Source organism: Paenibacillus taichungensis (assembly GCF_050994985.1).
GTDB lineage: Bacteria > Bacillota > Bacilli > Paenibacillales > Paenibacillaceae > Paenibacillus > Paenibacillus taichungensis.
Genome location: NZ_CP194720.1, coordinates 4,227,529 through 4,242,386 on the forward strand (window position 1 = coordinate 4,227,529; position 14,858 = coordinate 4,242,386).

At 45.1% G+C, this 14,858-nt stretch carries 16 protein-coding genes; 1 reads left to right on the plus strand and 15 read right to left on the minus strand.

The genetic code is table 11. The features are described from left to right. Nucleotides 1-66: 66 nt before the first annotated feature. The 13 genes from ACR1R9_RS18815 to ACR1R9_RS18875 form a co-directional block, all read right to left on the minus strand. Complete coding sequence (locus ACR1R9_RS18815; protein WP_433923023.1) at nt 67-2,769, minus strand: LuxR C-terminal-related transcriptional regulator; 2,703 nt, start codon at nt 2,767-2,769, stop codon at nt 67-69. Nucleotides 2,770-2,952: 183 nt separating this feature from the next. After that, complete coding sequence (locus ACR1R9_RS18820; protein WP_433923022.1) at nt 2,953-4,878, minus strand: FtsX-like permease family protein; 1,926 nt, start codon at nt 4,876-4,878, stop codon at nt 2,953-2,955. Beyond that, the gene (locus ACR1R9_RS18825) at nt 4,875-5,630 is read right to left on the minus strand and encodes an ABC transporter ATP-binding protein (protein ID WP_433923021.1); all 756 of its coding nucleotides are present in this window, start codon (nt 5,628-5,630) and stop codon (nt 4,875-4,877) included. Before ACR1R9_RS18825 ends, ACR1R9_RS18820 begins: the two co-directional genes overlap by 4 nt. A gap of 100 nt (nt 5,631-5,730) precedes the next feature. Then, the gene (locus ACR1R9_RS18830; protein WP_433923020.1) at nt 5,731-6,735 is read right to left on the minus strand and encodes a sensor histidine kinase; all 1,005 of its coding nucleotides are present in this window, start codon (nt 6,733-6,735) and stop codon (nt 5,731-5,733) included. Next, nucleotides 6,732-7,421, minus strand: a complete 690-nt coding sequence (locus ACR1R9_RS18835; protein WP_076290000.1) for a response regulator transcription factor — start codon at nt 7,419-7,421, stop codon at nt 6,732-6,734. The genes ACR1R9_RS18830 and ACR1R9_RS18835 overlap by 4 nt, the downstream gene beginning before the upstream one ends. Before the next feature lie 301 nt (nt 7,422-7,722). After that, nucleotides 7,723-8,463, minus strand: a complete 741-nt coding sequence (locus ACR1R9_RS18840; protein ID WP_433923019.1) for an SDR family NAD(P)-dependent oxidoreductase — start codon at nt 8,461-8,463, stop codon at nt 7,723-7,725. Nucleotides 8,464-8,535: 72 nt separating this feature from the next. Further along, nucleotides 8,536-9,216 carry a class I SAM-dependent methyltransferase gene (locus ACR1R9_RS18845; protein WP_256716854.1) on the minus strand — a complete coding sequence of 227 codons (681 nt, stop codon included), beginning with the start codon at nt 9,214-9,216 and terminating at the stop codon, nt 8,536-8,538. Between the two features lie 305 nt (nt 9,217-9,521). Next, nucleotides 9,522-10,028 carry a GNAT family N-acetyltransferase gene (locus tag ACR1R9_RS18850; RefSeq protein WP_076290003.1) on the minus strand — a complete coding sequence of 169 codons (507 nt, stop codon included), beginning with the start codon at nt 10,026-10,028 and terminating at the stop codon, nt 9,522-9,524. A 36-nt stretch (nt 10,029-10,064) separates the two neighbouring features. Continuing rightward, nucleotides 10,065-10,589, minus strand: a complete 525-nt coding sequence (locus ACR1R9_RS18855; RefSeq protein ID WP_433923018.1) for a YfiT family bacillithiol transferase — start codon at nt 10,587-10,589, stop codon at nt 10,065-10,067. A 47-nt stretch (nt 10,590-10,636) separates the two neighbouring features. Continuing rightward, nucleotides 10,637-11,176, minus strand: coding sequence for a GNAT family N-acetyltransferase (locus ACR1R9_RS18860; protein ID WP_099854972.1), 540 nt, complete (start codon nt 11,174-11,176; stop codon nt 10,637-10,639). Beyond that, nucleotides 11,176-11,718, minus strand: a complete 543-nt coding sequence (locus ACR1R9_RS18865) for a hypothetical protein (RefSeq protein WP_433923017.1) — start codon at nt 11,716-11,718, stop codon at nt 11,176-11,178. The genes ACR1R9_RS18860 and ACR1R9_RS18865 overlap by 1 nt, the downstream gene beginning before the upstream one ends. A 20-nt stretch (nt 11,719-11,738) precedes the next feature. Then, entirely contained in the window at nt 11,739-12,179 is a 441-nt protein-coding gene (locus ACR1R9_RS18870; RefSeq protein ID WP_433923016.1) for a cupin domain-containing protein, read from the minus strand. A gap of 55 nt (nt 12,180-12,234) precedes the next feature. Next, nucleotides 12,235-12,906, minus strand: a complete 672-nt coding sequence (locus ACR1R9_RS18875; RefSeq protein ID WP_433923688.1) for a class I SAM-dependent methyltransferase — start codon at nt 12,904-12,906, stop codon at nt 12,235-12,237. 225 nt (nt 12,907-13,131) lie between these two features. Between ACR1R9_RS18875 and ACR1R9_RS18880 the strand changes: the two genes are divergently transcribed. Continuing rightward, nucleotides 13,132-13,905 (plus strand): sporulation protein, encoded by a 774-nt coding sequence (locus ACR1R9_RS18880; RefSeq protein ID WP_433923015.1) that lies wholly within the window; start codon nt 13,132-13,134, stop codon nt 13,903-13,905. A 99-nt stretch (nt 13,906-14,004) separates the two neighbouring features. Here the strand turns inward: ACR1R9_RS18880 and ACR1R9_RS18885 are convergent, their stop codons facing one another. Together ACR1R9_RS18885 and ACR1R9_RS18890 are read right to left on the minus strand one after the other, a co-directional pair. Further along, complete coding sequence (locus ACR1R9_RS18885; RefSeq protein ID WP_143021583.1) at nt 14,005-14,298, minus strand: hypothetical protein; 294 nt, start codon at nt 14,296-14,298, stop codon at nt 14,005-14,007. Nucleotides 14,299-14,307: 9 nt separating this feature from the next. Then, the gene (locus ACR1R9_RS18890; protein WP_072734113.1) at nt 14,308-14,844 is read right to left on the minus strand and encodes an AAA family ATPase; all 537 of its coding nucleotides are present in this window, start codon (nt 14,842-14,844) and stop codon (nt 14,308-14,310) included. Nucleotides 14,845-14,858: the final 14 nt, after the last annotated feature.

Below are 14,858 nucleotides of genomic sequence, written 5' to 3' on the forward strand. Positions count from 1 at the left end.
TTTTCATTGTAGGAGAGACTATAGTTGGAAAACAGTCTACAAAAGAGTAGACAGCGTTTCAGCTCATCATAACAATCCCCGCTGCTCAGCAATTTGTACAGCATGAGTGCGACTACTCGCACCCAGCTTCGCGAACACTCGGCGAATGTGTGTATTAACAGTGCCGGGTGAGATACCAAACTCGGCAGCAATTTGTTTGCTGGTCAGGCCCTCAGCGATATAACCGAATATTTTTTGCTCCATCGGGCTGAGCCCCACTTCCTTCGTATCCAGGTTTGCCTCCCCTACAGAGGAGAGGCCCCTTGCCCGTTTGTCTCTTGCGAATGCCGATAATAACTGCTTCACATAAGCCATTTTCACACCATCATCCTGTATCGCCTTCGTACGACGTAAATACAGGTAGTCCTGCAACAACCGCCTAATCTGCTCACCTTCTGCAACGAATGAACGTATATATCCTTCCGGTCCCCCCAATACCAAGGCACGAGATAATGCTGCAACACTGGCATCTGTGGATCCTTGCTTTTGCAGCATGATGGATTCCAGCAGAGCACACTCTATCTGTTCAGTCAGCCAATCCCGTTCTTCAGCCTGGTTACGGATTCGTCCCAGTTCCTCTTGTGCAAAATCATACTGCTCAAGGACAATCATTGCACGAATGCGAACCATGGAATGGAAGATTTGATCACAGCTGGTCTCAGCTGCCATACTGCCTTCGCCTGCTGGTTTAACCAGAATGGTTTGAGCCGATTCCACGGGACTCACTTCAAGTAAAATTCGATGTTGATGTGCTTCCAGTGCTGGCTGCCAGTAGTCCATGTCCTTCACAGATAACAATCCTGTGACCTGTTGAAGCAGCTTCATGCCTTCCTCGGGTCGACCCAATGTAAGTTCAAGTCTGGCTTTGAGTACATACGCAGGAACGAGCAGCGCAGCTACCTTGATCTGCAAAGCCACTTCAAGGGCTCGATCTGCATAACTTACCGCTTCTGATAACCGATCCTGTTCCATTAAAATTTCACCATATCCGACACCATAGTAGGACGTTACATAGGCATGTTCAGCTAACCAACGTTCCGTAATCGCCCCAAAGCAAGCTTCCGCACGCCGTAAATAGCCATTAACGCCATGAAAGCTGCGTAGGCGCATGCTCTCTCTCCGATCATAATCCATATACTGAAAGGCAATATCATCGGGATATCCCTGATCGATATAGGACACCAAATAATGAGCGAGCCCATCCAAATCTCTGTTCAGATAAGCCATGTAGGCTCGCATCACACAAATGACTTGCAGCAAATACCCGATAATCTCAGGTTCAAGCTGCCCTTGAAGATGCACCCGGATGACGTGTTCCAGTTCATCAAGCTGCTTCACCATCTGTCCATAAGGCATTTCGCGCGCGACTAGAAACAGGTAGGACATATATAACTTCGGACGTGCTTTCACGATCTCCAGTGGCAAAACATCGAAGTATCGCCGGAGCGTCCACCACTCTCCCATAATAAAGTGGGCAAACAGCTCTTCCAGCAGTCTGGCTGCATCCTGCATGTGCTGTCCAAGAATATAATGATCCAGTGCTTCAGCCGGGTACCCTTGCTGCTCATACCAAAGTGCAGCAAGGGCATGTAAATCATTCACCTGTTCTGTGCCATAACGAGCCAACTCACGCTTTAGAAATGCAGAGAACAAATGATGATACCGATACCAGTGCCTTTCCCGATCCAGTGGAACAAGGAAGAGATGTTCCTTTTCCAGCTGCCTTAACAAGTGCGGAGCTTCCTGCATATCACTTAATACCTGACACAAACTGTTGTTCATTCTTCTAGTGATCGCTGTCCGGAGCAGAAATTGCTGCATTTCGGGTGACTGACGCTGAAACACCTCTTCAAGCAGGTAATCCGAAATTGTCCTCTCCCCAGGCTGCCCGTGATCTTCACGAGACAGGGAAGTGGATGGACTGACCAAAGAGTCTGCACCCCATGCGTGAGATAAAGCCAGCAGCTTCAATCCGGCAGCCCATCCCTCCGTCTGCTGTACCCAACAACGCGCATCCTCCCCCGCAATATCCAATTGCATAATCTCCTGGCAAAATTCAATGCCCTCCTCTGTCGTAAACGCCAGTTCCTGAAGCGTGAAGTGCTTCAATTCACCTCTCAGACGCAGCTTCTCAAGCTTGAATGGAGGATAGGTGCGACTTGACAGTACCAGATGAATGGACAGGGGAAGATTTTCGATAAAGTATTGCATCTGCTCATGAATCTCAGGCTGAGTTACTGCATGATAGTCATCCAGAATAAGCAGTGCCTGTTGATTGGCCTGGGCAACACGGTTCAACAATAATATTAAAGCTGACCTTGGATCTATCGGATACCGTTGCAAAAAGTGTGGCAGAACATCTCCGCAGAGCCCCTCTCTCACTCGATCCAATGCATGAATAATGTAGAGCCAAAACTGAAGTGGGTCCTGATCTTTATCATCCAGGCAGACACTGGCCGCATGTACTGCTTCATTTCTCACCCAGCTGCCTAGAAGTGTGGATTTCCCTGAACCGGCCGGGGCAGTTAACAAAGTGACTTTGGATCGAAACAATTCTTTGCGCTGCAAACTGAGCCGTGGACGGTCCATTGTATCCGCTGGCAAGGGTGGCAATTCCAGTTTGGTTGTTAAAATCATAAATTGAAGCCAGTCTCCGTGGAGACCAGCGGTATGTTCCAGTTGCATGAGATCCTCCTGAATCAGCACCATGGTGCCCGTTTTCCGATTCATTCTATGTACATTCAGATACCCTAAGTATACAAGGAACCACGGCCATGCCCCACACATTTTTGAACGGAAGTCTTGCGTCATCCTCCTTTTTTTCACAAAAAAAAGAAAGGGCAGACTGTATATCATACAGTTACCCCTTCTTCGGAATTCTTTACTGTATTCCTCTGTTGCTCATCCTCTGATCTACAATGATTCCTTGATCACACGTTTGTAATACCATATGGACAACAGGCCGAAGATTGAATACAACAACGTATACACAATCATAACGATTACAGTTGGTGTGGCAAGTTCGGTGCCAAAGAAGAACCAGCCTGATTTCACGGCAAAATAACTATGGCTCAGTCCCACAACAAGGGGAATGCCGAAATTAAACAACTGCTTGAACTGAATTCCGCGTAACAAATTGCCTTGAGTAAATCCAAGTTTGCGCAGAATGGTATAATTTGATTTCTCTTCTTCGCTCTCATTCATTTGTTTGAAATAGAGGATACACCCGGATGTAATCAAGAAAGTCAGTCCCAGAAAACCAACAATGAACATGATTAGGCCCATACTGGTACGTTGATTATTTCTGAATTCAATCTGGGAGAAGCTTGGAGCTTTCAATTTCAGATCTGCAAAAATGGCATACGCATTCTCGTCTTGCCCCGAATCTGTAATTTGCACACCGTAATAATCTGTCCTTTCCACCTCCTGAATTGTCGGATCAAGATCCTGCGCAAGCTCCGCATAAACCGATTCATCCACAACCGCTACAGGCGTTCCTTTGGTGTAATACACGGGAAGCACGCTCTGTTTGACGGTTCCAATCAATTGCTGGTCAATCGTATTTTTCAATCCGTGCAGAACAATGGGACCTTCATCCCGAATGGAAAAGAATTGCTGAATCACATTGCCATATCCCATGAAAATGACTTCACCTGGTTTCAGATCAATGTTATCCACCATGCTGTCACTTACTACACTGCTGAACAACAGCTCCTCCATTGTGGAGTCATTCATCACCTTATGTGCATCAATTTCAATATATAAAGGTTGTCTGTGCTTTTCTTCGTATGGAATCTGTTTGTTATCCAACTCCGCTACAAAACGATCCTTCACCTCAGCCTGAGCAAATGAAAAATCTTCCGGCAAGCTTTCCTTGGCTTGTGCCTCTGCCGAATAATAGGAAATGTAACTGAGCGACAGCATACCTATGGCGAGTGCCGATACAGTAGTAATAATGGTCAGCAGCAAGGCATTCGACTTCATGCGAAACATGATGGAGGATAACGACAATACCTCGTTAATGGAGAGGTAGCCTTTTTTGCTTTTGCGAATCATATTAAAAATGAAACTGACGGAACCTTTATAGAATAGATAAGTCCCCAAAATAACCGAAAACAAAATCAAAATCATCGTGTACATTAACTGCTGCATATCCAATTTCTCAACGCTGAACAGCCGTGCAGACAGTATGTAACCGAACACGATCAGAGCAATACCCAAGATGCCCATCAGAATCTGCCCCACAGATAACTTCTTTACCTGCTGCTCTGTTGTAGAAGACACCCGAAAGAGTGATAGAATACTCTGTGCTCGGATAAATGTGTAATTCATCAACATGATAAGCAGATACATGACGGCAAAAACAATCAGCGTTTGCACTAGCGCCATCGGTGAGAAGTATAGCTTCGTGATCACATCAACGCCAATAATTTTGAACAAAATCATCAATATCAGCTTGGAACCCAGAAACCCGATTAGAATACCGATTACCATGGAACCAAAGTAGAGAATGCAATTCTCCGCACTCAAGATGCCAAATATTCTCCCCTTCGTGAGTCCGATCAGCTGAAACAAACCGATCTCCTTACTGCGTCGCTTGATAAAGATCGTATTGGCATAGAGCAGAAAAATGCCCACAATGACAATCAGTAACACGGAGGATGCGCCGATCGCAGCCGCTCCTTTGGTTGATTCAGCAACCTCATCCATGGAGGGATCATACTGTAAGGTCACAAAGGAAAAATACAGGGCCACGCTAAAAATCAGGGCAAAGACGTAAAGATAATAATTTTTCAGATTTTTCCTCAGATTGCGAAAGATGATGTAGTTCAGGCTCATGGCTGCACACCACCCAATACGCCCTGAGTTTTGATGATATCGTTGAAGAAGGATTGCCGGGACTCGTCTCCTTTATTTAATTGGGTGTAGATCTGACCGTCCCGGATGAAAATCACCCTGCTGCAATAACTTGCGGCAAACGGATCATGTGTGACCATAATAATCGTAGCCTGATGCTTCCTGTTCATATCACTCATTTTGCCAAGCAGGTCCGAAGCCGATTTGGAATCGAGTGCACCTGTCGGCTCGTCAGCGAAAATAATGCTCGGATCATGCACAAACGCACGCGCAGCCGAAGTCCGCTGCTTTTGTCCACCCGAGATTTCGGACGGATATTTGTCTTTCAACTCGTATATGCCCAGTTCACGGGCGATTTGTTCGAACTTCAGGTGTGCCTCATGCTTCGGAATACTCGTAATCGAGAGCGGCAGCAATACATTTTCCTTCACCGTGAGGGTATCCAGCAGATTATAATCCTGAAAAATAAAACCGAGATAGTCTTTGCGGAACTCAGCCAGCCTTTTCTCCTTCATGCCGGTAAACTCCTGGCCTTCGATTTCAATTGTGCCCTGACTTACCCGATCGATCGAAGAAAGAACATTCAGCAGCGTCGTTTTCCCCGAACCCGAGGGCCCCATAATCCCAACAAATTCGCCTTTACTTACCCCGAGATCAATCCCCTTGAGGACTTCCTGTTTATTTAATTTGTTGCCATAGACTTTATGAATTTTTTTGGCTTCCAGTATCCACATATCCCACTCACTCCTCTTTGGTATATCTTTATCATAGGCGGGATGCTCCAATTAATCGTGCGATTCACCGAACAAAACCAAAAAGCATGTGACAATGTTGTCACACGCCTGCTAGGTGGATCATGTCATTTTTTCTCGGGAAGGTTAGCTTGACACTAGTGCCCTCTCCGGGAGCAGACTGTACTTTAACGTCTATACGAAGTGCTTGTGCCACCTGTCGGGTCAAATACAAGCCCATTCCCGTTGCCGTTCCTTCCAGTCTACCCTGAGTTGAAGTGAAGCCTTTATCAAAGATACGTGGTAAATCCTGCGCCTCGATCCCTCGTCCATAATCTTGAACAGTCAGTATGATGTGCCCATCCTGTTCCTTGCTTTCAATGACAATGTCAGAGGAATGACTATATTTCACCGCATTGCTAAGCAGCTGCCGTATGATAAAACCTAACCATTTGCTGTCGGTCAGCACCTTTGTCACATCTAATGACACGTCGAAGCCAATCCGTTTGGATATACACCATGACTTCAAAGCTCTAATCTCGCCGTTCAAAATCGGTTCAAGCTCTGTCTCTTCCACAAACAAATCATTATGCATAAATGGAATACGCTTCTGGTGAAGCTGCTGATCGAGCAGTTGGTGAATTCGCAGCCATTCATACGTCATCTGACCCTGCAGCTTGTCATCATGCATTCGCTCAATCATTAATTGCAGCGCGGTTAAGGGCGTCTTCACCTCATGAATCCAGGACAGCATCTCATCCTTTTCTTGCTCCAGCAAAATAAAATGAGATGAGGACTCCTTCCGATAACGTTCGGTCTGGGAAGTCACGGCATCGTGCACAATCCGTTCATAAGGACTTTCAGCGATATCCAAATCCCCTGGATCATAGGTATGATCCCAGGCAGTTAATCTTTTGTAGAAACGAGTCTCTCTTGGATATCTCGCCCAGATAAAAACGATGCATACCACCACATTCAGCACGACGATATAGGATACGGATCGGAATGGAATGGACGTGTCGATATAGGCTACAAATAAAAAGATGAGCTGCATGCTTATAAGCAACACTAACCAGCTTAGCTTTTCCCGTATGTACTTACCAATCATATTTCCGCCTCTTCTGTTGCCATGTAGCCCTGACCAACTTTCGTTTCGATATAGCCATCCAGATTTAGCGGCTCCAACTTCTTGCGTAGGCGATTCACGTTGACCGTGAGTGTGTTGTCACTCACAAAATGTTCATGATCCCACAGACTGCGAATCAGGTCTTCCCGGGTCACAATCTGATTTTTGTGCTCCACTAGCACTTTGAGAATGAACATTTCATTTTTGGTCAAAAGGACAGATTCATTGTTATAGGTAAGTGTATTTTTCACATATTCAATGGTAGCCCCACGCCATGTGCGCAGCTCAATCCGCTCTGTATTGTAGTTATATACCCTACGCAGGATCGCCTGGATCTTGGCAATCAGCACATCGAAATGGAAGGGCTTCTGGATAAAATCATCTGCGCCCAGATGCATCGACATGACCATATCCGTAGGATGATCACGTGAGGACAAAAAGATAATCGGCACATTGGAATGGGCTCGGATCATGCGACACCAATGAAATCCGTCATACTGGGGAAGCTGAATATCAATAATGACCAGCTGTGGCTGAATGGCACTGTATTCCTGCATCACTTTGCCAAAATCCTGCACGCCATACACGTCATATGACCACTGGGATAACCGTTCTTTGATTTCACTGAATAACGATTCATCGTCTTCAATGAGCATAATTTTAAACATATACCTTCACCACGTTTCTGTTCTTCTTGGGCATTGCCCGAAGCATATTGTTTGACAATCTACGAGGGACCGTTCCAGATACGGATCGTTCTTCCGATCGCAGTTGTCCCCAAATTTCCTTTATTAGATTTATTAAATGTAGAAATTAGGTGACAAAGGCGAACGCTACCGCTTCTTCAGAATCGATTCCGTCTCTTCCACTCCGGCCGCTATTAATAGATCAATACAAATTTCGAGACAAAATAAATCCATAATCTCTAACCAATTTAGATGAATCTAAACGTTTATAACTGTTAATCTATTATCCCTCCATAGTATGGAGGACCTTGCTTGGATCACTGATTTCTTCCATCCGTTCGATTAATTGCTTTGCGACATCTTGTGGCGATCTTAATTGGCCTGCTTCATAGACCTGACCGAATACCTCAGACAGTGCAAATTCCTCTGCATTTTTGCCTCTTGCCACAGCCTGTAGCTCAGTATCTACCATCCCTGGATCGAATGCAATCACTTCAACGGGATTGGGTTGCCCGGATTGCTCCATCGCTACGCACTGGGTGAACATGTTTATTCCAGATTTGGAGGCACAGTAAGATGCCATTGAAGGTGCCGGATAACTTCCTGACCCTGATGATACATTGGCTATTTTTCTGCGAGTGGTCAGGTGGCTGGTATGTTGTATAAATGATGAAGTCAGAATCATAGGCGCTGCCAAACTGATGTTCAGATTAAGACTGATCTCCTCTGCACTGCACCGATCTATCGATTTCAACGGTTCCAGCATCGCTGCATTGTTAATGAGCCCGATGAATTCAACTTCTTGCGGTGGAATCTGTTCCAATATGCCTGAGACAAGATCGTCGATGCTATGAATATCTGCCAGATCAAACTGAACATGCTGGTAACGCTCGTAAGCTTCCTCCAAGTCAGACGTTCCGCGTGCAATACCGTAGACGTGATCTCCCTTTTCCAATAACAATTCCGCAAGCTGTTTGCCGATTCCTTTGGATGTACCTGTAATGATAAAATACCTTTGTCCCATATTCTCCCCGCCTTTCTCTCACTCTGTGCAATATTGGTTAAACACGTCAAATCTATGATCCTTCATCTATGACTACACGTTTGGTTTTCTCCACAATGTCACCCATAGGATGGGCAAGCCAAAACAATCTTCATCCTGATCCATCGCCTTCATCGGTCGCAGCTCCACGCATTCAAAAGGATCTTCCAGCAAATAGCGAAGCTTTTCTTCCGTAAAAGCCAGACCACCTTTCATCGACTTCTCACGGTATACCTCCCAATCGTCCATAACGCTCTCCGGTCCACCCTGACCGCCAAATCCTGGAGCAAAGCAGGTCATTCCAAAATACCCTCCAGGTTTAAGTCCGTTCTGAATCTTCTGTATGTAGGGAATTCGCTGATGTGGCAGCAGATGGTGAAGACAGCCCGAATCATAGACGAGATCGTACTCTTCATGTGGCGTGAGTTCAAATGCTGATTTGCATTCGAAATTCACTTCAAGCTGTTCCTCCACAGCTCTTTCCTTGGCCCAGGCAATGGCTGTCTCTGAAAGATCATAAGCATCTACTTTATAACCCTGACGTGTTAGATATATTGCATTTCTTCCCGGGCCACAACCGAGCTCCAATGCTTTGCCCCCAGGTAATATTCCTGAGTTCACATGTGCTACCAGATTTTCATCCGGTTTGTTTGGAAAGAAGGGGATTGGTCGCTCCCGATCCGCGTAAAAAGGTTCCCAAAATTGCTTCGCTGATCTGAATTCTGCGTCAAGCATGTCATATAGATCCTGGACATTTTTAATCGTCTTCTCCACGAACACATTCCTCCTCGAATTCATACAAAATATCCTGCACATTCCCTCTTATGTATTGATCTCTTTCCCTTTAAATCGCCCGCTTCATCACGGTTTATACGCTAAATCAACTACCCTCTATTATAACATTTTCACCCAATCCAACTCTATTTTTCTTGTAAGATTCGAGCCGAAAACAGTCCGATTATATGTAAAAAACGCTGTTAAGAAGAAAGTAATTCCCTGTCCTCTCAACAGCGTTATAATCCTTTTTATTCAGGATTCGATCAGCTTAACTTCTTCGTTAAATAGAGCACTACATCGTCGTCGATGATCGTTTCATCGCCCCATTTTAGATAACGATCATGCTTGTGAATGCCCTGTCCATCTGGTATATATCCACGACGGGCATACAGAATTTGAGCTTTGCCATAATCGGAGAACACCCCGACACCAATCCCGGCAGTTTCGGTTCGCTCATGAATGACTTCTTCTGCCCGGTCCATCAAACGTGATCCAATTCCCTGACGCTGATACTTGATCAGCACATTGAAATCATTAATTTCCGGAATACCCTGTTCCCTGAACGAAGGGTAATACGAATTCCACAATACATTCACGTAACCGGCAAAAGCTCCATCCAATTCCGCTATCAAAGTCACTCGCTCACCATTCTGCTGCTCTGCAAGATATTGAATGTACTGCTCCGCCGATTTCGCCCAACCCTGTTCCTGAAACGCCTGCGAAATTACGACCGGATCGCCCTCATCCAAAAGTCTGATATGTATATTCATCGATGTAATCTCCTTAATAAGTTATTTATTTCACCACTAGATTCCCAATCTGCTTCTAAGCGAGGTAATATGGGCAATGTGGTGTCTGCCATGCCATGCATATACGCCCAAATTATAGTCCAGTCTGGTCGTTTCTTTGGAAGCGGGATGATAAAAGGTTTTGGCATAGTCTGTATCCGTTAATGTGTTTAATAGCGCTACCCAACGACGGTGCAGCGCATCCAGGATTTGCAGAGAAAACTCGATATCCAGCTCCCGCGAATCACTCAGTTCAGCCCATCGTTCCTCGTAATATGGTCTTATCGTAGGGTTATCCTCCGTCAGTGCCAGCTTGAAACGAACCATGCTATTCATATGGCTATCTGCCATATGGTGTATGACCTGTTTGAGCATCCAGCCACCTTCCCGGTAGGGTAACCTCAATTGTTCTTCACTCAATCCTTTGACCGCTTCGCGGGCGCGCTCCGGCAACTCCGCAATATCTTGAATCCACTGCTTCCGCTGCTCTAATGTAACCTCGCCTGTATGTTCAAATGTTCCAATCGGGTACCTCAAATCCATCGATCATTCCTCCTTGGTTAAATGGTTTATATAGCACCACGCACTACCTATGGGGTATACTCCATCAGCCAGCAGTCTCTCATCTGCCCTTCATGCAGCTCATGTTCTGGTAACAGTCTGACCTTCCTGAGACCACACTTCTCGTAACAGGATATGGCTCGTTCGTTCCAGGATTGCGGGTCCATGACCACTTTCCGAGCTTGCTTTTCGTTGACTAGATAGCCCAACATGGATTTTACTAGTTGTGTACCAATACCGCGGTTCCAGTAATCAGCTTCTCCAATAAACTGATCTGTTCCATAGATGATTTCATCGGTGTCTCCATAACCATACTCATTCCGTTCTTCCTCCTCCAGTTCATAGAACTGGATATAGCCGATCGGTTTACCTTCGTGTTCAACCATACAACGATGTGCCGTATCCTCTTGTCTATAAAAGTGCTCTCTGACCAAATTCAGATCATGCGGCCGATCACGGCCTTCGTAATATTGAAGTACTGCTGGGTCAGACAACCATTGAGCAAGGCGCTGTTCATCCTTTTCATCCAGTAAACGTACCGTAATCTCATTCCATTGATAGATTAGCATCACTCTGCATACTCCTTAATGATTTCCAGAGGCTCTCCTGAGACCCAGCTCAGGTCTTTGCCCAGTAATTTTTCCTGATGAACATAATAGATCATCGGTTGCCGAATCAGTTCTGCCTCCTCACCCAAAGGATGAATGGTAAAACGCACCTTGTACGTGCCCACCGCATCAGGTATGGAAAACCCTACAAATTCAGTAATCGCTGTTGATGACTGCCTCTGTAACACTTGACGAAGAATCTCTTCCATTGCACCTGTGCTGCCGACGGAAGTAGGTCTAATAAATCGGTTGTCCTGTTTGTCATCAAAAGATATTGAACCCCAGCCAGGTACAAGCGGATATACGGTGTGCTGCCCCTTGTCTTCTTTTGTGCGTGTAATGGTTAATTGCACCTCGTATTCATCCGTAGCTGTCTGCCGAATCGTGCCCTTCATGTTAACCTGCTGCGCTGTAACGCTTGGAGCCAGATTATTATATACAATGAAAGCTGCTACAATAATAATCGCAATGCCTGTAAGCCAAAATATCGTACTTTTCCGCATGTTTTTAACCCCCAAGCTGATTAACCGTAAGTCTGAAGTAATTCACTCTCCATTAGCTTCTGTGTAACGCTGTCCAGTTCCGGAGAAGCAGACCAATCACTATCTGTATTCAAACCATATTTAATCGTATGGATAACGCTATTAGCTGACATATATAAATTATGGTGTACTCCCGGTTCCACAATGATATGATCTCCTTCGCCCATAACTCTGATTTCAAGCGTCTGATCTTTCACAAAATTTGCATAAGCAATCCAACCAGACTGCACAACATAGAACTCGGTTATATGGTTATGAAAATGGCTATTTTGCCATGCTCCCTGAGATGAAGCTATCGTTCTGCAATAATAACTGCCATCCTCTGAAACCATCTTGTATTTCCGTTCCCCGTTAGCCATCTGCTCGAAGCTGGTATTCACATTATCTGGTCCTAAATTCCGTTCTAAAGTTTCTCTATCCAAAACACAACCTCCAGATCTGAAATACAAAGGGGCATTCAAACTCTATAATCTTTCTTTAACGCCTTACGGCCTTCCAGATATATTTGTGCTCACGCACAGCAAGTCTCCCATCAATCTGATTTTCCTTCAGCTTAACTTGAAGCTGCTCCTGGTACTCAGGCTGTGTGTAATCCGGGTTGCCAGGGATATCGGAAAGAAAGATAGCAAACTCTTTTTCATCAGGGAAGACCATTAGAGCCTCGTTGAATTCCTCAATCTCAATGTTTTCATACTGATTTGTATGCAGCCTTTCTCGTACCTTGCTTACATCGGTATGAATGCCAAAGATCACGCCACCCTTTCGCAGCAATCTCCTATGTTCAATTATCGACGTAGGTCCTCTGCGGTCATAAATCAGGTCGAACTGTTCGTCTTCGAAGGGCAACTCTGTTTTGGTTGTAGCGTAGACAAATTCAACATTGCCAACGTCACTGGCCACAAGCCCAGCCTGAGCGATACGCAGTAGTTCCTTCGAGTTTTCAAAACCCGTAATATGATCGGTATAGGCCGACATTTTAAATGTGAATTCACCATGACCACAACCTGCATCAAGCACAGATTTATACTGAGGCAGCAACTGTATCAAGCGCGCTTCAAATACATCTTCTGCTGAATTGCCCTCCCAGGTTAATACCGATCTGCCTTTGTATCCTCCGTTACGCCGTGCGATCATGTCATACCATTCCATGCCCAATAGATATCCCCCCAGAAGAAAATCCCATATTAAACAACATTCGACACAGACAAGTCGATTTCCCTGTCCATAAGTTAACTTTTTTCTCATTTAAAGAGTTTTATCTATTCTCATCTTGTGCTTGTTAAAATTTGAAACGCTTCTCTCGTAGGCGCCGTATTATGCTCGAAGTCGTATTTTGCCACTTGGATAAACCAATAGGATGTGGAGGTCGAATGAATGTCTTTTTTTAAGAAAATGTTAGCCAGTGTAGGTGTTGGAGCAGCCAAAGTAAATACAGAATTACATACACCTGAGGTTACGCCTGGAGGAGTCATCTCTGGGATCGTGTACATCGAGGGTGGAGACGTGGAACAGAATGTAGACCGCATCTACCTTACGATCAAAACCCATTACATACGGGAGCACAATGATCGAAAAGTAAATGAAACTGCCGTTGTAGCCAAATACTTGCTTACCGAAGGTTTTATATTACAGCCTGGCGCCAAACTGGAGAAGTCCTTCTCATTTGAACTACCAGAAAACCTTCCAATTACACTGCATCGTGCAGAGGTGTGGGTTGAAACTGGCCTCGATATCTCAAGCGCCATGGACCCCTCTGACCGGGACAGACTCCATGTAGTTCCTACAAAAGATATGAACACTGTGCTTGATGCGATTGATCTCCTTGGTTTCAAACTGCGGGAAGTGACCAATGACTATGCTCCAAAGCTTGGTGGCAATCTTCCATTTGTACAGGAATTTGAATTCGTGCCAACGAGTAAATTCCGCGGTTATTTGGATGAGTTGGAAGTATTGTTTTACCCGATGGGAGATTCACTGGAACTGTTGCTTCAGATCGACCGCCGTGCACGTGGGCTCGGTGGCATTTTTTCGGAGGCGATGGGGACGGATGAGAGCTTTGTCCGGCTGCATCTCTACGAGAGACACCTTGCACGGGGTGCGGATTCGGTTGCCCAAGGTCTGGAAGAAATCATCTCCAAGCATCTATAATCTTTTAATAATAGATTCAAAAACAAAAAACAGTTCTCCTACCAACTTCATTGGTATAGAACTGTTTTTTGGCTATGCTTTTCTTTTATTAATAAACAATCAGGAACGCTGTGTCCAGCGCTGTATCCCCGATCGAAGTCCATAGTATGCAGCAGCAAGCAAGAGAAATCCAACAGCAGCGATCAGAATGGAAGTCATATCCCAACGGGCAATGGAACCAAAAGCAACTCTGGACTGCAACGTGCTGGTAGATGAATCAGTGTTCATCATTTCAGGTGTATGATTCAGCGTCATTAACATGCCTTGAATGACATTCCAAGCCATAAAACCCAGCGTGAATAGCAAAGTTACCAACAGGGACTCCATACCTAATCGTTTGTTGATAGTCATCATTTTGCCTCCTCATTTACGGTTTGACAACACTTTGGAAGTTATAAAATTTACTACATCATCTGTCGTTTGGCCATCCGTCTGAATGTGCTCTTCAAAGCGTGCTCCATGGAATGCTTCGACACACTTAATCGCTTGTTGAAAAGTCCATCCATCAGGCTTATCCCCGCGCTTCAACAATCTCTCATGTAATGTTTCCATAGATGTCATCAGGGTAAAATGAAAAAGGTCAGTATCTAGCTCTTTCAGACCCCGATGGATGTAACTGAACTGCTCTGACTTGTAGATGGTCATTGGAACAATCAGATGTTTGTTATACTTCTGCCTGATTTCACGGGCGACTTTCACGGTAAGGACTTTCCACAGCTCCATATCCTGAAAATCGTCCGTTTTCTCCACATCCATTCGGACGTCATCCACAATCACGTTTCTTAACATGTATCCAATCTCTTCTGGATCGTAGATCATGCTGTTCGGAATTAACGGCTGCAGCTTGGTTGCAGCAGAGGTTTTACCCGAGCCAAATGCCCCATTAATCATCACAATCATAGTGAAGTCCTCCT